16 protein-coding genes and 1 pseudogene are annotated in these 18,240 nt (G+C 72.3%); 7 read left to right on the plus strand and 10 right to left on the minus strand.

All coding sequences use genetic code 11. The features are described 5' to 3' along the window. The first annotated feature begins 101 nt into the window (after positions 1-101). Positions 102-947 (plus strand): diacylglycerol kinase family protein, encoded by an 846-nt coding sequence (locus ACWGKQ_RS00605; RefSeq protein ID WP_453289655.1) that lies wholly within the window; start codon positions 102-104, stop codon positions 945-947. Here ACWGKQ_RS00605 and eutC read toward each other — a convergent pair. Continuing rightward, complete coding sequence (eutC, locus tag ACWGKQ_RS00610) at positions 925-1,713, minus strand: ethanolamine ammonia-lyase subunit EutC (RefSeq protein ID WP_453289656.1); 789 nt, start codon at positions 1,711-1,713, stop codon at positions 925-927. The genes ACWGKQ_RS00605 and eutC overlap by 23 nt on opposite strands. Next, complete coding sequence (locus ACWGKQ_RS00615) at positions 1,710-3,092, minus strand: ethanolamine ammonia-lyase subunit EutB (RefSeq protein WP_453289657.1); 1,383 nt, start codon at positions 3,090-3,092, stop codon at positions 1,710-1,712. The genes eutC and ACWGKQ_RS00615 overlap by 4 nt, the downstream gene beginning before the upstream one ends. A 160-nt stretch (positions 3,093-3,252) precedes the next feature. On the opposite strand from ACWGKQ_RS00615, the gene ACWGKQ_RS00620 reads away from it, so the two are divergent. After that, on the plus strand, positions 3,253-4,776 hold the full coding sequence (locus ACWGKQ_RS00620) for an APC family permease (RefSeq protein WP_453289658.1): 1,524 nt from the start codon (positions 3,253-3,255) through the stop codon (positions 4,774-4,776). A gap of 161 nt (positions 4,777-4,937) precedes the next feature. Here the strand turns inward: ACWGKQ_RS00620 and ACWGKQ_RS00625 are convergent, their stop codons facing one another. The 4 genes from ACWGKQ_RS00625 to ACWGKQ_RS00640 all read right to left on the minus strand — a co-directional run bounded on the left by ACWGKQ_RS00625 (position 4,938) and on the right by ACWGKQ_RS00640 (position 8,055). After that, on the minus strand, positions 4,938-5,411 hold the full coding sequence (locus tag ACWGKQ_RS00625; RefSeq protein ID WP_453289659.1) for a peptidoglycan-binding domain-containing protein: 474 nt from the start codon (positions 5,409-5,411) through the stop codon (positions 4,938-4,940). 219 nt (positions 5,412-5,630) lie between these two features. Continuing rightward, on the minus strand, positions 5,631-6,557 hold the full coding sequence (locus ACWGKQ_RS00630; protein ID WP_453289660.1) for a DUF2690 domain-containing protein: 927 nt from the start codon (positions 6,555-6,557) through the stop codon (positions 5,631-5,633). Then, a complete protein-coding gene (locus ACWGKQ_RS00635) occupies positions 6,554-7,384 on the minus strand; it encodes a peptidoglycan-binding protein (protein ID WP_453289661.1) in 831 nt (276 codons plus the stop codon). The genes ACWGKQ_RS00630 and ACWGKQ_RS00635 overlap by 4 nt, the downstream gene beginning before the upstream one ends. A gap of 170 nt (positions 7,385-7,554) precedes the next feature. Further along, a complete protein-coding gene (locus tag ACWGKQ_RS00640; protein WP_453289662.1) occupies positions 7,555-8,055 on the minus strand; it encodes a GbsR/MarR family transcriptional regulator in 501 nt (166 codons plus the stop codon). 73 nt (positions 8,056-8,128) lie between these two features. Between ACWGKQ_RS00640 and ACWGKQ_RS00645 the strand changes: the two genes are divergently transcribed. The 3 genes from ACWGKQ_RS00645 to ACWGKQ_RS00655 all read left to right on the plus strand — a co-directional run bounded on the left by ACWGKQ_RS00645 (position 8,129) and on the right by ACWGKQ_RS00655 (position 11,489). Then, on the plus strand, positions 8,129-9,025 hold the full coding sequence (locus ACWGKQ_RS00645) for an ABC transporter ATP-binding protein (RefSeq protein WP_453289663.1): 897 nt from the start codon (positions 8,129-8,131) through the stop codon (positions 9,023-9,025). Next, entirely contained in the window at positions 9,022-10,593 is a 1,572-nt protein-coding gene (locus ACWGKQ_RS00650; protein ID WP_453289664.1) for an ABC transporter permease, read from the plus strand. The genes ACWGKQ_RS00645 and ACWGKQ_RS00650 overlap by 4 nt, the downstream gene beginning before the upstream one ends. A gap of 206 nt (positions 10,594-10,799) precedes the next feature. Next, on the plus strand, positions 10,800-11,489 hold the full coding sequence (locus ACWGKQ_RS00655) for a hypothetical protein (RefSeq protein WP_453289665.1): 690 nt from the start codon (positions 10,800-10,802) through the stop codon (positions 11,487-11,489). Here the strand turns inward: ACWGKQ_RS00655 and ACWGKQ_RS00660 are convergent. Further along, positions 11,486-12,691: a cytochrome P450 gene (locus ACWGKQ_RS00660; RefSeq protein WP_453289666.1), complete on the minus strand. Its 1,206-nt coding sequence runs from the start codon at positions 12,689-12,691 to the stop codon at positions 11,486-11,488. The genes ACWGKQ_RS00655 and ACWGKQ_RS00660 overlap by 4 nt on opposite strands. Before the next feature lie 340 nt (positions 12,692-13,031). Between ACWGKQ_RS00660 and ACWGKQ_RS00665 the strand changes: the two genes are divergently transcribed. Together ACWGKQ_RS00665 and ACWGKQ_RS00670 are read left to right on the plus strand one after the other, a co-directional pair. Continuing rightward, on the plus strand, positions 13,032-13,772 hold the full coding sequence (locus ACWGKQ_RS00665) for a GntR family transcriptional regulator (protein ID WP_453289667.1): 741 nt from the start codon (positions 13,032-13,034) through the stop codon (positions 13,770-13,772). 2 nt (positions 13,773-13,774) lie between these two features. Continuing rightward, positions 13,775-14,917 (plus strand): annotated as a pseudogene (locus ACWGKQ_RS00670) (MFS transporter); the annotation flags it as partial. Positions 14,918-15,095: 178 nt separating this feature from the next. Here ACWGKQ_RS00670 and ACWGKQ_RS00675 read toward each other — a convergent pair. The 3 genes from ACWGKQ_RS00675 to ACWGKQ_RS00685 all read right to left on the minus strand — a co-directional run bounded on the left by ACWGKQ_RS00675 (position 15,096) and on the right by ACWGKQ_RS00685 (position 18,171). After that, positions 15,096-15,938, minus strand: coding sequence for an MHYT domain-containing protein (locus ACWGKQ_RS00675; protein ID WP_453289668.1), 843 nt, complete (start codon positions 15,936-15,938; stop codon positions 15,096-15,098). A 194-nt stretch (positions 15,939-16,132) separates the two neighbouring features. Continuing rightward, complete coding sequence (locus ACWGKQ_RS00680; protein WP_453289669.1) at positions 16,133-16,807, minus strand: response regulator; 675 nt, start codon at positions 16,805-16,807, stop codon at positions 16,133-16,135. Beyond that, the gene (locus tag ACWGKQ_RS00685) at positions 16,804-18,171 is read right to left on the minus strand and encodes a sensor histidine kinase (protein ID WP_453289670.1); all 1,368 of its coding nucleotides are present in this window, start codon (positions 18,169-18,171) and stop codon (positions 16,804-16,806) included. The genes ACWGKQ_RS00680 and ACWGKQ_RS00685 overlap by 4 nt, the downstream gene beginning before the upstream one ends. Between the last annotated feature and the right edge of the window lie 69 nt (positions 18,172-18,240).

The raw sequence follows: 18,240 nt of genomic DNA on the forward strand, positions 1-18,240 counted from the left end.
ACCGTCGGACCGGATGCCCCGGAATAGACGAAGCCCCTGGCGCAATAGCGCAAGGGGCTCTTGCACAGTGATGCTACCCGAGGAAGCGAGGCACGACCGAGGTGGCGACATTCGCGACGTCCGATCAGCTGCTGGTGATCATCGATCCGGCGGCACGGCAGACGGACGGTGAGTCCGTCCGGATCGCGAAAGACGTGCTCAGCGCGGGTGCGGCCGCGAAGGTGTGCATGCCGGACGGCCCGGAGGAATTCGCCCGCGTGCTGGCCCGCCGGGGCTCGCGGCGGCCGGTGGTCGTCGGCGACGACGGCGCGCTGGTCCGTGCGGTGACCCTGCTGCACCGGCGGCGCGAGCTGACCGGATGCGTGCTGTCCATGGTCCCGGTGGGCGGCGCGCTGAGCGTCGCGCACACGCTGGGGGTGCCCACCGGTACGGTGGCGGCGGCCCGGGCGGTCCTGGACGGGGTGGAACGCCGGATGGACCTCCTCGTCGACGACAGCGACGGGGTGGTGCTGGGCGCACTGCGGATCCCGCCGCTGACGGCCGCGGCCGAGACCCCGGAGCCGGTACCGGCGGCGCGCGGATGGCTGCGGCCGTACCAGCACCTCGTGCGCTCCCTGTCGGCCGGCCGCCCGCTGCCTGCGGTGCCCCGCCCCGGGCCCGCGCGGCTGCGGGTCGAGGTCGACGGGACGACGGTGGTGGACCTGGACCAGCCGGTGGAGGGCATCTCGGTCACCCCTGGCAACTGCGCCGGCCTCGCCGAGGTGGAGGTACGCCCGCTGTCGGTGGGCGCGGAGGCGACCCCGCTGCGGGCCACCGGACGGACGGTGACGGTGACGGGCGCGGACTTCCGCTACCGGGCCGACGCGGGGGTGTCGGGCCCGGTACGCCGCCGGACATGGCGGGTGGTGGAGGGGGCTTGGGGGCTCACGGTGCCAGGGGATTCGTAGCGGGTGACGTCGTAGGGAGCGGGCCCGAGCCGTTCGGGGTGCTTTCGTCCTTCAGCTCCACCCCCGTCCGCCCCAGCTCCCGTGCCCTCTCCATCAGGCCCGCCAGTTTCTCCGCCGCCGTCTCGTACGCCAGGCCCCGTGGCGGGCGGATGTTGCTGAGGCAGTTGCGGTCGGCGTCCGTCGTCACACCGGGGACCGGCCGGTAGGTCAGGTACGCGCCCAGGGAGTCCGCCGCCGACATCCCGGGCCGTTCGCCGATCAGGACGACCACCAGAGCCGTGCCCATCGCGTGGGCGATGTCGTCGCCGAGGGCCACCCGGGCCTGTTCGGCGAGCACGACCGGGGCGATGCGCCGGCCGGGGAGGCGGGCCGCGGTCGCCCGCAGCACCGCCGCCGCGTGTTCGTGCACGGCCCGGCTGGACAGCCCGTCGGCGACGACGAACACCACGTCCCAGTCGCCGGCCGGGAGGTGGGCGCGGTCCAGGGGGTCCAGGCGGCGGCCCAGGTCGGGGCGCTGGAGGTACGTCGACCGATCGCCGGCCGCGCTGCGGACCCGTACCGTCGGCAGGCCCGCCAGCCCCGCCGCGACCACGTCCGGCTCGAACGGCGAGTGCACCGCGTCCCGGGCCGCCGCGTGGGCGGCCTGGAGGTCGAGGCGGTGCCGGGTGGGCAGGGCGGAGCCGGACCGGCCGAGGCCGATCCTGGCCTGGGTGTGGCGGCGCAGCAGCGGCCACAGTTCGTCGTTCCTGACAGCCGTCCCGGTCATGCGGCCAGTTCCCTTCCGATCGCCGTCAGCGGGTGGCCGCCGACCTCGCGCACGCCGCCGTCCTCGTCCAGGAGGCCGATCGACCCCAGCCACGCCTCGAACTCCGGGGCCGGGCGCAGGCCCAGCACCTCCCGCAGGTACAGCGCGTCGTGGTAGGAGGCCGACTGGTAGTTGAGCATGATGTCGTCGCCGCCCGGCGTGCAGATCACGAAGGACGCGCCCGCCACCGCGAGCATCGTCAGCATGGTGGCGATGTCGTCGTCATCGGCGTCGGCGTGGTTGGTGTAGCAGATGTCCAGGCCCATGGGCAGGCCGAGGAGCTTGCCGCAGAAGTGGTCCTCCAGGGCGGCCCGGAGGATCTGCCGGCCGTCGTAGAGGTACTCCGGCCCGATGAAGCCGACGACGGTGTTCACCAGGAGGGGGCGATAGCGGCGGGCCACCGCGTACGCCCGTGCCTCCACCGTCTGCTGGTCCACGCCGTGGTGCGCATCCGCCGACAGGGCGCTGCCCTGCCCGGTCTCGAAGTACATGACGTTGTCGCCGACGGTCCCCCGGCGCAGCCCGCGCGCCGCCTCGTACGCCTCGTCCAGGAGACCCAGCGTCACGCCGAAGGAGGCGTTCGCGGCCTGGGTGCCGGCGACGGACTGGAAGACCAGGTCGACCGGGGCGCCGCGCTCCATCAGGTCCACGCTGGTGGTGACGTGGCACAGCACGCAGGACTGGGTGGGGATGGCGTGGCGGTCGATCACTTGGGCCAGGAGTTCCAGCAGGTCACGGACCGCCTTCGGACTGTCGGTCGCCGGGTTGATGCCGATCACCGCGTCGCCGGAGCCGAGCAGGAGGCCGTCCAGGAGGGCGGCCGCCACGCCCGCGGGGTCGTCGGTGGGGTGGTTGGGCTGGAGGCGGGTGGCGAGCCGCCCCGGCAGGCCGATCGTCGAGCGGAACGCGGTGACCACCCGCACCTTGCGGGCGACGGCCACCAGGTCCGCGTTCCCCATCAGCTTGGAGACCGCGGCGGCCATCTCCGGCGTGATCCCGGGCGCCACCGCGGCCAGGGCCCCGGTGTCCGCCGTCAGCAGCCACTCCCGGAACTCGCCGACCGTCAGTCCGGCGACGGGTGCGAAGGCGGCCGCGTCGTGCGTGTCCAGGATCAGCCGGGTCACGTCGTCGTCCTCGTACGGGATCACCGGCTCGGTCAGGAAGGTCGCCAGCGGCACCTCCGCCAGCGCCCAGCGCGCCGCGACCCGCTCCCGCGCGCTCGCGGCGGCGAGGCCGGCCAGCCGGTCGCCGGAGCGTTCCGGGCTCGCGGCGGCCAGCAGGCGGGCCAGGGAGTCGAAGCGGTGGCGTTCGCCGCCGAGGGTGGCCGTGTACGTGCTCATGGCGGCGACCGTACGAGCCGGGTGTTGCCGACAGATTGCGCCAGATTTCTAAAGGTCTGGTTGACAAACATTTAACGCGCCGAGACCCTCGGCGGACTCATTCGGCCTACAGAGTTCCGGTTCGGTACAGCCGACGAACAGCAGGAGAGGGGCCACCCCGATGGCAGTGGACGAGGGAGTCGCCCCGGCGACGGAATCAGGCGGAGGCGCCGACGGCGAGGGCACGGTCCACCGGCTGAAGCCCAACGCGATCGGTCTGCTCGGGGTGGTCTTCATGGCCGTCGCGACCGCCGCGCCGATCACCGCGATGACCGGCAACGTGCCCTTCATGGTGTCGTCGGGCAACGGCATCGGCGCCCCGGCGAGCTACCTCGTCGCAATGGTCGTCCTGGCAATCTTTTCCGTCGGCTTCACGTCGATGGCGAAGCACATCACCTCGACGGGCGCCTTCTACGGCTTCATCTCCTACGGGCTCGGCCGCACCGCGGGGCTGGCGTCGGGGCTGCTCGCCACCTTCGCGTACGTCGTCTTCGAACCGGCGCTGATCGGTATCTTCTCGGTCTTCGCCAACACCACCCTCAAGGACCAGACCGGACTCGACGTCCCGTGGTGGGCGTTCGCGATCCTGATGCTGGCCATCAACGCGACCGGCACCTGGTTCGGCGTCAGCGTCGCCGAGAAGCTGCTCGTCGTCCTGCTCGGCACCGAGGTGACCGTCCTCGCGGCGATGGCGATCTCGGTCGCCCTGCACGGCGGCGGCCCGCACGGCTTCACCTTCGGCCCGGTCAACCCGGTCAACGCCTTCAAGGGCACCTCGGCCGGCCTCGGCCTCTTCTTCGCCTTCTGGTCCTGGGTCGGCTTCGAGTCGACGGCGATGTACGGCGAGGAGTCCCGCGACCCGAAGAAGATCATCCCCAAGGCGACGATGATCTCGGTCCTCGGCGTCGGCGTCTTCTACGTCTTCGTCTCCTGGATGGCCATCACCGGCAACGGCGAGACGGAGGCCGTGAAGGCCGCCTCCTCCGCGAACCCGCTCGCGCTCTTCTTCAACCCGACCGAGCACTACGTCGGCCACTGGGCGGTCGTCCTCATGCAGTGGCTGATGATCACCGGCTCCCTTGCCTGCGGCATGGCCTTCCACAACTGCGCCGCCCGCTACATGTACGCACTGGGCCGGGAGGGCGTCCTGCCCTCGCTCCAGCGCACGGTCGGCCGCACCCACGCCCGGCACGGCTCCCCGCACATCGCGGGCCTGGTGCAGACGGTGATCTCCGCCGTGCTGATCGCCGCGTTCTGGATCGCGGGCAAGGACCCGTACAACGCCCTGTACGTCCTGCTCGCCATCCTCGGCACCATGGCGATCCTGGTCGTGCAGGCGGTCTGCTCGTTCGCGGTACTGGTCTACTTCCGCAAGAACCACCCCGAGAGCCGGCACTGGTTCAGGACCTTCGCCGCCCCGCTCATCGGCGGTGTCGCGATGCTCGCCGTGGTCGTCCTGCTGGTGTCCAACATGGGCGTCGCGGCCGGCACCGAGTCCGGCTCGCTGCTGCTGAAGGCGACGCCGTGGCTGGTGGCGCTGGTGGCGGCGACGGGCATCGGCTACGCGCAGTACCTCAAGCACCGGGCACCGGAGCGGTACGCGCTGCTGGGGCGGACGGTCCTGGAGGAGACGAGGGAGCGCTGAGCGCCCCTTGCGGGGCGCTGGGGGTACCCCCAGCCGAAGGCTGGGGGTAGGAACTGCGCGCTCGGCCACGACGCTCCCGCAGGTACGCACTCACCTGCGGGCCGGTGGTGGGCTGGTCGCGCAGTTCCCCGCGCCCCTGTCGGGGCGCCTGGCCGAACCGCTCAGCACTCACCGCTGCGGTTGTCGGCGAACCGCTTGAACGCGGCCTGGGTCTCCGGTCCGGCGACTCCGTCGATGCTGCTGTCGTAGCCCCAGAACGCCTGGAGGAGGCGCTGCAACGCCGAGACCGTGCCGCCGCCGACGTCCCCGTCGATCGCGCCGGTGTAACCCCAGTACTCCTTCAGGTTGCGCTGGAACGCCTTCCAGCTGTCGGTGCCGAGCTGCCCGTCGATCCCGTCGGTGTAGCCCCAGTAGTTCCGCAGCCAGCACTGGACGTACTTGGCCTGGGTCGTGCTCAGGCCGAGGTTCACCGTGGCACGCGGAGCGACGGTCCTGGAGCTCACCGCCTGCGTCGAGACCTGCGTGGACGCCGTCGTCGCGGCGAAGCTGGTGCTCGCGCCCGCCAGGGTCCCGGCGGCGATCGCGACAGCGGTGGCGAGAGCCGCGAAAGTCCTCGGCACGGTAATCGGTCGCACGTCATCTCCTCCTCAAGTCGTGGAGCACATCGGAGCGGCGGACGTGGTCCCCGATCCGGCACACCGGACCGGGGACCTCCCCCGCCGCCGACGATGCTGCGGTGCGCCGGCTCCGGGTGTCGACGGCTCCGGGGAATCTGCCGGAACAGCGGAACCGTACCGGCTCTGAACTGGAGGTTCTCTGCGCAGGATGAGGGATTCGCGGGTCGCCCCGAGGGGTCAGGGCGACGGCGTGGAGTAGCACTTCGGAGGGTAAGCCGATCCGGCACTCAGGCAGGCCGTGAGCCGGGAGGCGCGGCCGGTGACGGCGGCCAGATCCGTGTAGACGAACCCGGCGGCGTCGCTGCGGCGGGCGACGGTGACGCTCTGCCTCGGCCGGCCGGGAACCGTGAAGCTGAGGGTGTCCCCGACGGCGGTGTTCCAGACCCTGGCCCAGGCGGCACGGCACATCGGGCTGTAGCGGATCTCCAGGCCGAAGCCGGACGGGATCTGGGTGTGGAGCAGCGTCTCCGGCTCCACACCGCACTTCTCCACTCCCGGGTCGAGCCCGTCGCAGGCGCTTCCCGTGCAGCCGACGTGGAAGGCCTCGGTCGAAGCCGCGGTCGAGGGCACGGACAGCGCGGCGGACGCTCCGTAGTCGGTCCACGGGCGACCGGTGAGCGCCACGAGCGCGGCGAGCAGCAGCACGGCCACACCGGCGGCCACACCGGCACGCCATCGCGGTGACCTTCCCGGGCCCGGTACAGGTGCCTCGGGCACAGGCGGCTGTGACACAGGCGGCTCGGGCACAGGCGGCTGTGACACAGGCGGCTCGGGCACAGGTGGCTGTGGCACGGGCGGCTGTGGCACGGGCGCCGCGCCCGCGACGGCGGCGGGCTCCGCCGTCGCGATCGAGCCGCGTCGGCTCCAGGTGGACTCGGCCAGCTCCCACAGGGCCCGCAGGCGCGGCTCGGGCTCGTCCGCGAGGATGCACAGCGCGCGCACGGCGAGCCACGGCGGCAGCGCACGGCCCGTCAGGTACCGCTGCCAGGACGACTTGCTGTACGCCGACTCGACGGCCAGCGCGGACAGGCTCAGTCCTGAGCGCTCCCGCAGCTGGCACAGTTCCGCGGCGAGGCGGGCGCACTCCGGCGGTGTCCGGGTCATCGTCTCAGCGCCTCCCACGTCTGCGGTCCCACCTGGCCGTCGACGTCCAGGTGGAACGCCTTCTGCGCGCTGATCACCGCGCTCTCGGTGAGCGGGCCGAAGTTGCCGTCGACGCCGCCCGGCGACTCCCCCGCGTGCTGCAGCAGACACTGGAGTTCGGCGACCTCGGGTCCCCACATGTCGACCTGGAGGTGGCCGGTGCGGGTCGCGCTGTTGCCCGCGTACCACAGCCCCGCCTTGCGGACGAAGTGGCAGGTGTACGGGACCGGTTTGGCCGCCGTCGCGGTGGTGCGGGGTGCCGCGGCCGCGGCCGCGCGGTGGCCCGGTGCCATCACCAGCACCGCGATCAGCGCCCCCGCCGCGGCCGAGACGCCGACCGTGGCCAGTTGCCGCAGCAGGCTCCGGGCCCGGGAACGGGCGTCCTTCCCGACGTCCGCGGCACCGTCGCGCGGGCCCTCGCCAAACTCCCCCGAGGCCACGAAGACGTCAGGTGCCCCGGGTGGGTCATCCGTCCGCCCCCGCTCCGGCTCCTCGTCCGCCCCGGAGCCGGCGAGCTGGTCACGACGCCATGCGTCTCTCGCCCTCTCGTACCGCGCGAGCAGCCGGGCCGAATCCGCCGCCACCAGCGTGGCCATCGACTCCACCGCCTCGCGCGACGGCAGCAGCCGACCGCCGAGATAACGCTCCCACGACGAGGAGCTGTAGCCCGTGCCGGTGGCGAGGTCCCGCAGGCTGAGTCCGGATGCGTCCTTCAACCGCCGCAGTTCCGCGACGAATTCCACGACCGCCGGGTCCAGCCCGGCCGGCAACGCTTTCCAACGCGCCACGTCCGCCCCTTGTTTCGAAGCCGCGTGGGGCGCCCCCGCGCCCCGGAAGGGATAGTAATGTCGCCGTTCTCCCTTCTGCGAACAGCTTCAACGCGTGGGCCTGTCGCGCCGGTTGGGGCGATCAGGGGACCGCGGGAGCATCGTGGCCGGTCGCGCGGTTCCCGGCGCCCCTAGAGGGGTGCACTGCCGAACCGTTCTTCTCTGTACGCCCGCCAGCGATCCATCATCGCCGCGATCTCCGCGTCCACGAACTCGAAGAACGCGAGCGTCTCGCTCAGCCGCCGCCCCGCCGGGGACTCGGCACCGAGGCTGCTCACCCCCTCCCGCAGGGCGCCCTCCCAGCGCTTGATCACGGCTTCCCTGTTCGTGAGCGCCTCGTACCACTGGTCGCTGTGCACCCGGTACCGCTCCCGCCGCGAGCCCGGCTCGCGCTCGCGCGCGACCATGTGCTGCTGCGCCAGGTAGCGCACCCCGCCGGACACCGCCGCCGGGCTGACCTGGAGCTGCTCCCCCAGTTCCGCCGAGGTCAGGGTGCCCGAGTCGGAGGACAGCAGGGCCGCGAAGATACGGGCCGGCATCCGCTGCATCCCGGCCTCGACAAGCTGCGCCGCGAAGGACTCGACGAACTTCGACACGGCCTCCGCGTCCCGGCCACCGGCTGTTTCCGTCATGGGCTCACCCTATCCGAGCTTCAGACGATTCCTTAACTTCACAAATTTCTGAAAGAAGCGTACGTTCTGAACCATGACGAAGGCAATCACGGTCGCCGGACTCCACAAGTCCTTCGGCCGCACCCGTGCCCTGACCGGCCTCGACCTGGCCGTCGAGACCGGTGAGGTGCACGGTTTCCTCGGCCCCAACGGCGCCGGGAAGTCGACCACGATCCGGGTCCTGCTCGGCCTGCTGCGCGCCGACTCGGGCGCCGCGCAGATCCTCGGCCGCGACCCCTGGACGGACGCCGTGGAGGTGCACCGCCGGATCGCCTACGTCCCCGGAGACGTGACCCTGTGGCGCAACCTCTCCGGCGGTGAGGTCATCGACCTCTACGGCCGGCTGCACGGCGGCCTCGACGCCCGGCGCCGCGCCGACCTGATCGACCGCTTCGAACTCGACCCGACGAAAAAGGGCCGTACCTACTCGAAGGGCAACCGGCAGAAGGTCGCCCTGGTGGCCGCCTTCGCCTCCGACGTCGACCTGCTGATCCTCGACGAACCGACCTCCGGCCTCGACCCCCTGATGGAGGAGGTCTTCCAGCGCTGTGTGGAGGAGGAGCGCGACCGGGGCCGTACGGTCCTGCTCTCCTCGCACATCCTCAGCGAGGTCGAGGAGCTCTGCGACCGGGTCAGCATCATCCGGGACGGCCGGACCGTCGAGTCCGGCTCCCTCGCCGACCTGCGCCACCTCACCCGCACCAGCGTGAGCGCCGAACTCGCGGGCCCGCCCAACGGGCTGGCGCATCTCCCCGGCGTCCACGACCTCGACGTCCAGGGCCGGCGCATCCGTCTCCAGGTCGACACCGACCAGCTCACCGCCGTACTCCGCTCGCTCTCCGAGACCGGCGTCCGCTCCCTCACCTCCACGCCCCCGACCCTGGAGGAACTCTTCCTGCGCCACTACCAGGACGAGGCGGCCGCGCGATGAGCACCCTCACCGGCACCGGCACCCTGCTGCGCTTCGCGCTCCGCCGCGACCGCGTGACGACTCCCGTCTGGATCGCGGTCAACGCCCTGATGGTCCTCTCCATGCCGAACACGCTGCAGAGCCTGTACGGCACGGACGCCGAACGCACCGACCTGGTCCGCCAGTTGCAGACCAACGCCGCCTTCCGCGCGCTGATCGGCCAGCTCCACGACACCTCGCTCGGCGGCCTGACGGCATGGCGGGTGGGCCTGTACGCCGGTCTCCTCGCGGCCGTGACCAGCCTGCTCGTCGTCGTCCGCCACACCCGCGACGAGGAGGAGAGCGGCCGCGCGGAACTCGTGGCGTCGGGAGCGGTGGGCCGCCGGGCATCCCTGACCGCGGCCCTGCTGGCGGCGGCGGTCGCCAACGCGGTGCTGGCCCTGCTCATCACCGTCGGCCTGGCGGGGCAGGGCACGGCCGGAGCGCTGTCCCTCGGCCTCGGCCTGGCCGCGACCGGCATGGTCTTCGCGACGACGGCGGCGATCGCCGCCCAGCTGACGGAGAGCGCCCGCCTGGCGCGGGGCCTCACGTCCGCCGTCCTGGGCGCGGCCTTCGTGCTCCGTGCGGCGGGCGACTCGGCGACCGGCGACGGCTCCTCGCCGTGGACGTGGGTCTCCCCCCTGGGCTGGCTGGAGAACCTGCGCCCCTTCGCCGCCGAACGCTGGTGGGTACTGGTGCTGTTCACGGCCGCGGTACTGCTGCAAGGCCTCCTCGCGTACGTGCTGGCCGGCCGCCGGGACCTCGGCATGAGCTTCTTCCCCACCCGCCCCGGCCCGGCCACCGGCCGCCTCGGCTCCGCCGCCGCGCTCGCCCGGCGGCTCCAGCGGGGCACGGTGCTCGGCTGGTCGCTGGGCTTCTTCCTGGCCGGCGTGGTCTTCGGCGGCCTGACCCAGGGGGCGGCCGACCTGGTCGGCGACAACGACAACGCCCGTCAGATCGTCGAGCGGATGGGCGGCCGCAGCGGGCTGACGGACGCGTTCCTCGCCTCGATGACCGGGATGCTGGGCCTGGTCGCCGCGCTGTACGTGGTCGGGTCCGTCCTCCGCCTGAACGCGGAGGAAACCTCGGGCCGCGCCGAACCCCTCCTCGCCTGCCCGGTGAGCCGCCTGCGCTGGGCGGCCGGCCACCTGACGATCGCCTTCGGCGGCGCGGCCCTGATCATGCTCCTCGCGGGGGCGGGTCTCGCCGTCGGCTACGGGAAGCAGGTGGGCCCGATCCTGGGAGCCTGCCTGGTGCAGCTCCCGGCCGTGTGGCTGATCGGCGGCCTGGCGCTGCTCCTGTACGGCGTGGCACCCCGGGTCTGTGCCCCCGCGTCCTGGGGAGTCGCCGTGGCAGTCCTCCTCATCGGCTGGGTGGGCCCGGCCCTGGACGCCCCGCAACTCGTCCTGGACCTCTCCCCCTTCGGCCACCTGCCGAAGCTGCCGGGCGGGGGGATGGAGTGGGGGCCGGTGGCGATCCTGCTCGGGCTGGCAGCGGTGCTGGCGGGCGGGGGGCTGGCGGGGCTGCGGAGGCGGGACCTCACGGGCTGAGGGGCGGATGGGGGTGCAACCGTTCGCAGCACGGCACAAAAGCCGTCCAGGGCAGGGCAGTTGGCGGCAAGCGGTGGTCTACTGCGTGACATGCGTCTGACGCGCGATACGCGGGACACGCTGTTGGTGGGCGCGGCCGTCGGAGGGTTCGGGGCGGTGCTCTTCCTCGTCATGCGGGGGGTTCTGTGAAGGCACGGTCAGCCGGCATGCTCGTCGCCGCCTCGGTGCAGGACTCGTCGGCGTCGACAGCGCACGGTGTCGTGGCCTTGGCGCTGTTCGTGGTGGGCCTGGTGGTGACGGTCTCGGGGTTCATCGTCGGTGACGACTCCTCGGACAGCGATCACGCGTGGCTGGTGTGGCTCTGGTGCGGGTTGTTGACAATCGGGGCGGCGATCGCGCTCCTCTCCCTCGTCGCCGCCTTCTGGTATGTGGTCCTCTGCGCCGGGGGTGCCCTGATCCTGGCGGTCCTGCGGGGGCTGGTCCTGCTGGTGGCACTCGTCTCCGAACTTGCCGAGGACAGTCCACTGCCCTACGGCCTCGGCGGAGTCGGCGTCGGCGCCATCTGCCTTGCCGGAGCCGTCGTCAGTGCCGTGACGGGTCACCCCTGGCTGGCGCTGATCGCACTTGCCGCCGCCGTGTTCCTGATCGGTTTGACCGCCGGTCTTCTCCTCGAAGAGGGCCGTTCGGGCCTGACACCGGGCCAGGCGACGATCGTCCTGACCGCCGGCATGCTCGTAACCCTGCTCGGCGGTCTTGCCCTGCTCGTTCTCGGACCACTCGTCGCGCTGAACACGTCGGGGGACGCCTTTGACCGAGTGGTCGGCGGCGGGACCATCGCCGCCTTCGGGGGGAGCGGGATCTGGGCCTCCGCCCAGCTCTCCCGCCTCGCCGGCTAGCCCACCGTCACCCGCAGCCCCTCCAGCCCCCGGATCACGAAGTTCGGCTTCCGGTCCGGTTCCGCCGCCAGGGTCAGGGTCGGCGCGCGGTCCAGCAGGGCCGTCATGGAGGCGGCCAGTTCGATGCGGGCCAGCGGTGCTCCGATGCAGTAGTGGATGCCGGCGCTGAAGGAGATGTGCGGGTTGTCGCGGCGGGTCAGGTCGAGGCGGTCGGGGTTCTGGAAGACGTCGGGGTCGTGGTTGGCGGAGCCGAAGAGCATGGCGATCTCGGCGCCGCGCGGGATCGTGGTCCCGTCGATCTCGATCTCGTCCAGCACCCAGCGTTCGAAGAGCTGGAGCGGGGTGTCGTAGCGCATCAGCTCCTCGATCGCGGTGGGGACCAGGGAGTGGTCGGCGCGGAGGGCAGCGAGCTGGGCGGGGTTACGGAAGAGGGCGTACCAGCCGTTGACCGTGGCGTTGACGGTCGCCTCGTGACCGGCGTTGAGGAGCAGGACGGCGGTGGAGATCATCTCCTGCTCGGTGAGCCGGTCGCCCTCGTCATGCGCCTCGATGAGCCCGGAGATCAGGTCGTCGCCGGGCTCCTTGCGCCGCTCGGCGATGAGCTCCCGCAGGTAGTCGGAGAACTCGACCGAGGCCCGGACCGCCCTCGCCGCCGTCTCCTCGGACGGGTTCAGCTCGTACATCCCGCAGATGTCCGCCGACCAGGGGCGCAGCGGGGCGCGGTCCGCCTCCGGGATGCCCAGCATCTCGGCGATGACGGCGACGGGGAGCGGCTCGGCGACATCGGCGAGCAGGTCGCCGCCGCCGTCCCGGACCAGCCCGTCGACGAGCTCTCCGGCGAGCCGGGCCACGTACGGCCTGAGCCGCTCGACCGTGCGCGGGGTGAACGCCTTCGACACCAGGCGGCGGATGCGGGTGTGGTCCGGCGGTTCGAGGTCGAGCATGCCGTGGTCGTTGAGCGTGTGGAACGGCTCGTGCTCCGGCGCGGGCGCGGTCCGCCCGAAGTCGTCGTGCGTGAACCGGTGCTGGTACGTCCGCCCCAGCCGCCGGTCCCGCAGCAGCGCCGAGACGTCGGCGTGCCGCGGAACCAGCCACTGGTCGGTGGGCTCGAAGTACTGCACACGGCCCCGGGCTCGGAGCTCGGCGTAGGAGGGGTACGGGTCGGCCAGGAAGTCCGGGTCCCAGGGGTCGAAGGCTGCCATGGACGGACGTTAGACCGCCGGTCCCCCTCCTGACCAGGGGTGTCTCAGCGCTCAGGCGCCGGGCAGGTTCCAGTACTGCCAGGCGTACGGGCCAGTCGCGGAAGTTGATGCCCGCGTGTTCGCTCGGGTCACAGCCGCGCTCCAGGTGCTTGATCATGATCTTTGGTGTAGCGGGGGGCGTGCGGTCCGCCAACAGGCTGCGAGCTGGGCCTTCACCCGAATGGCGGAGCGGTTTCACCGGGCCCGAAGTGATCGACGGAACGTGATCCTGCTCCAGCAGCTTCCGGCGGGGGCAGTAGCTTGCCGACTCCGTCCGCAACGACAGAGTGGAGGGCCGCAGATGCCCCGGGAAGCGCCCTACCTGGCCGTCGCCGAGGCGGTGCGGGTACGCATCGTCGCGGGCGAGTGGCGGATCGGGGACCGGCTGCCGTCCCGGGCGCGGCTCGCCGAGGAGTACGGGGTCGGGCGCAACGTCGTACAGCGCGCGGTGGACCTGCTGATCGCCGACGGGCTCCTGGACGGGCGGGCCGGGTCGGGGACGTACGTGCGGGTGCCTCGCGAGCGGCTGCGGATGGTCCGCTCCCGGCGCCCCGACCGCTCGCTCGCCGCCCTGACGGAGCGGGGCCGGGCGGGCACCTGGGACGCGCACAGCGAGGTACGGGTCCCGGCCCCCGAGGACATCGCCGAGCGGCTCGCCGTGTCCGCCGGTGACCCCTGTGTACGCACGCACTACGAGTTCCTCGCCGACGGCGTGCCCGTGCAGCTCTCCGAGTCCTGGGAGCCGCTGGCCCTCACGGGCGGCACCCCGGTCGTCCTGCCCGAGCGCGGCCCGCTCGCGGGCCGGGGCGTGGTCGAACGGATGCGGTCCATCGGCGTGACCGTCGAGACGGTGGTCGAACTGCCGCGCCCGGCCCGTGCCACCCAGGCACAGGCGAACCTGCTCGGGATCGCCGCCGGAGACCTCGTGCTCGCGATCGAGCGGACCATCTACGACACCGGCGGGCGGCCGGTGGAGACCGCCGACATCGTCATCCCGGACGTCCGCCGTGAGGTCGTCTACGAGTTCGCGGTGGACCGGTAGAGATGGACAGCCCCGGTTCCGGCGGCCTCCTGCGCGACCCCGACTTCCGCCGCCTCCTCGCCGCCACCGCCCTCGGTCAACTCGGTGACCGCGTCCTCTTCCTGGCGCTGCCACTGGTCGCGATCACGGCCCTGGACGCCACCGCGTTCCAGGTCGGACTGCTGACCGCGCTGACCACGGCCGGCTCGCTGCTCGTGGGGCTGCCGGCGGGCGCGTGGCTGGACCGGATACGGAAACGGCCGGTGCTGATCGGCACCGATCTCGCGCGGGCGCTGATGCTGCTGACCGTGCCGGCGGCCTGGTGGGCGGGCCGGCTCACGTTCTGGTGGCTCTGCGCCGTCGCACTGGCCCATGGCGTACTGACCGTCTTCTTCGACGTCGCCTACGTCAGCTACCTGCCGGGCCTGGTGGGCCGGCCCCGCCTCGTCGAGGGGAACGCGAGAATCTCGGCGGTCCGCTCGGTGACCTCCATCGGCGGCCCGGCGGTCGCGGGACCACTGGTCGGCGGGGTCGGCGCGCCGGCGACGCTGCTGGCGAGTGCGCTGGGGATGGCCCTGTCGGGTCTGCTCGCGACCGGGATCCGCGGGCGGGAGGAGCGCCCGGAGAAGGCCGAACGCCCGCGGCTGGGCCGGGACATCGGTGCCGGCCTGCGGTTCGTCCTCGGGCATCCCGCCCTGCGCGCCATCGTCCTCGGGGACGCGATGTTCAACCTCTTCCTGGTCATGTACCAGGCCATGCTGCTGGTCCACCTGGAGCGGGCGATCGGGCTCTCGTCCTTCGGCGTCGGCCTGATCCTGTCGGGGATGGGGTGCGGTGCGCTGCTGGGCGCGCTGCTGGCGGCCGAGACCGCGCGCCGGGTCGGCCAACGGCCGGTCATCTGGCTCGCCCCGCTGCTGACCTGCCCGCCGACGGCGCTGATGGCGCCGGCCCGGCCGGGCTGGAGCCTGTACGTGGCCGCGGCCGGGCTCGCGGCCCTCTCCCTCGGCGGAGTCATCCGCGTGGTGGCCCAGTCGAGCCTCCTCCAGACCCTCACCCCGGACCGCCTCCTGGGCCGGACGAACGCGACGGCCCGCTTCGTCTCCTGGGCCGGCATCCCCCTGGGCGGCCTCCTGGGCGGCGCCTCGGGCTCCACGTTCGGCCCGGCGGCCACGCTGTGGATCGGTGCGGCCGGGATGACCCTGAGCGCCCTGCCCTTCAGCCGCGTGACAGAGCGGGGTCACCGGCGGGCCTGCTCCGGCCTCTGGCCGGGCAGCCGCTGTCGGGGTTCGGCGACCGGGGCGAGTACGTGTGGTGCGAACTTGCCGCGGCGTGACAGATCCGACGTCACATGTAACGCCGGTCCCCCAGGGTCTCCGGCTGGTGGTTGGTGGGGGGCCAGAGGGGCGGGGCCGGGAGGGCGGTGGCGGGGGTGGGGTCGGTCCAGTCGCGTTGGCCGCCGACGACCTCGGGGTCGAACATGACGACCGCCGCCGCCAGGACCAGGGCCGCCACCGGGCCGGCCAGCATGACCAGCAGGAAGGACAGCAGGCTGGTCGACGACTCGGTGTTCGCCTGCATCTGGGTCAGGTGGACGCTCACCGCGGCCATTCCGGTGTAGTGCATGGTCGACACGGCCGCGCCCATCACCAGGGCGGCCCCGACGGTCGCCCACACCGTTCTGATCGACACCGCCGCCCAGAGCGCGGCGGTCGCGGCGACCACGGCGATCACCACGGAGAGGACGACGACCGTGGTGTCGTACTGCGTGGTGCCACCGGTGTGCATCGCGCTCATGCCGAGGTAGTGCATCGCCGCCACCCCGACACCGGTGATGAAACCCGCGGTTCCCAGGGTGACGGGGTCCGAGCCGCGGTAGCCGACCAGGAAGACGCCGACGGCGACCACCGCGATGGCGACGAAGAGGCTCAGCAGCGTCCTGCCCGCGTCGTAACTCACCGCCGTGCCGCCCACGCTGAAGCCGATCATCGCGACGAAGTGCATGGTCCAGATGCCGCAGCCGAGGGCGACCGCGCCCAGGGCCAGCCAGCCCATCCTCTTCTCACCTCGCCTGCGGGCGAGCGAGCGGGTCGTGCAGCGCAGGGCCAGCACGGAGCCCAGGAACGCCATCAGGTAGGCGGCTATCGGAGTTATCAGGCCGTAGTGGAACTCGGACACGTCAGCGGTCATCGCGGCAACTTTCTTCGCGCGAAACGGGACGGGGAGGGGGGTGTCGGCCGTGGCAACGGGCGGCTGGAATCAGCCACCTGGCCGATTCCTTCACCATTCAAACACAACTGGATCACACCGTGTCCACAGCAATACCACCCGCGATCGAATCGCAACAACGACCGTGCTCGATGACCGTGCACGTGGCATGTGCCCTAGCCCGGCGTCACCAGCCGCGCCTCGTACGCGAACACCGCCGCCTGGGTACGGTCCCGCAGGCCCAGCTTCACCAGGATCCGGCTGACGTGGGTCTTCACGGTCGACTCGGCCACCACCAGCCGTTCGGCCATCTCCGCGTTGGACAGGCCCTGGGCGATGAGGACCAGGACCTCCGTCTCCCGGTCGGTGAGGTCGCCGTAGGCCGCCTGGGCCGTGGGCATCAGCCGCGAGGGGCCGGAGAGTTTCGAGAACTCCGTGATCAGGCGCTTGGTGACCGAGGGGGCCAGCAGGGCCTCGCCGGCGGCCACCACCCGCACGCCGTCGGCGAGCTGGCGGGCCGAGGCGTCCTTGAGGAGAAAGCCGGAGGCTCCGGCGCGCAGGGCCTGGTAGACGTACTCGTCGAGGTCGAAGGTGGTCAGGACCAGGACCTTCGCCGTGGTGTCGGCGGCGACTATCTCGCGGGTCGCCTCGATGCCGTTCAGCTCGGGCATGCGGATGTCCATCAGGACCACGTCGGGGGCGAGTTCACGGACCCGGTCCACCGCCTCCCGGCCGTTGACCGCCTCGCCGACGACCTCGATGTCCGGCATCGCGTTCAGCAGGACCGAGAAGCCCTCACGCACCATCATCTGGTCGTCCGCGATCAGTACGCGGATGGTGCCGACGGTCATGCGTCACCTTCGCCGGTGCCGGCGGCGACCGGAAGGAACACCGTCACCTCGTAGCCCCCCTCGGACGTGGCGGCCGCCGTCATCTCGCCGTTCAGCATGGCGACCCGCTCCCGCATGCCCGTGATGCCGTGGCCGGCGCCGGGGGACGGTTTGACGAGGGCGGGCTGCGGCGGCGGGCCGTTGACGACGCGCAGGCCCAGGCCGCCGATGACATAACCGATCTCCACGCGGGCGCCCGCCCCCGGCGCATGCCGCAGGGTGTTGCTCAGCGCCTCCTGGACGATGCGGTACGCCGACAGCTCCACCCCCTGCGGGAGTTCACGGACCGCGCCCGTCACCGTCTTGTCGACGCCCAGGCCCGCCTCCCGCACATTGGCGAGCAGCGCGTCCAGGTCGGCGAGGGTGGGCTGCGGGGCGTCCGGCGCCTCGTAGTCCTCGGCGCGGACCACGCCGAGGACGCGGCGCAGTTCGGTGAGCGCGGCCACCGCGTTCTCCCGGATCGTGGCGAACGCCTTCTCCAGCTCCGGCGGCGGGTTCTCGACGCGGTAGGGAGCGGCCTCCGCCTGGATGGCGACCACCGACATGTGGTGGGCGACCACGTCGTGCAGCTCGCGGGCGATCGTGCTGCGCTCCTCCAGCAGGGTGCGCCGGGACCGCTCGTGCGCGGTCTCCGTCTGCTGCGCGGTCACCGTCTGCTCGGCCTCCCGGCGGATCTGCCGGACGGTGGCGACGAGCATGGATATCGCGGAGGCGACCAGCATCGGGGCGACGTTGTTGCCGTAGTGGCCCGAGCCGAAGACCGAGACGGCCGTGAAGCCGAAGAGCCCGGTGATCACCCACATCCAGGCCGCCGTCCGCGGCCGGGTGCGGACGGCGACCACCGTGAGCACCACCAGGTGGGAGAAGAAGTTGCCCGGCGCCCAGGGCCACTCGTCCCAGGCGCTGCCCAGCACGGCGCTGACCCAGGTCCCGAGCAGGGACAGCCAGAACGCGGCGACCGGGCGCGCCAGCGTGAGCAGCACCGGCCCCAGCGCGAACAGTCCCGACACCAGGGCCCCGAACTCCCCCTGCGGACGGTCCGTGACGGACGCCAGCAGCGCCACCGCGCCGGCCGCGGCCACCACCAGGTGCGGGGTCCAGACCGCGTACTCCCGCCACCGGACGGGGAGGTGGCGGATGAACGGGCGGTCCATGCTCATCGGGGGCAGCGGCCGGTACGCGAAGGCGTCCTGGAACAGGTCCTGGCGCAGCCTGCGCAGGGCATCCAGCGCCGCCCGGACCTCCGGGCTGCGCGGCTTGTACGGTTCGAACGCGCCGTCCGGCTGCTCCGGCGGCAGCGGCTGCGTGTGGGTCGTCTCGGTCACGTACACGACCGTAGGCGGAGGCGGGGGTAGCCGTCGTCACCAGTGAGGTGGGTCCTCGGGCATCCTTCT

This window comes from Streptomyces sp. NPDC054770, from assembly GCF_053611985.1.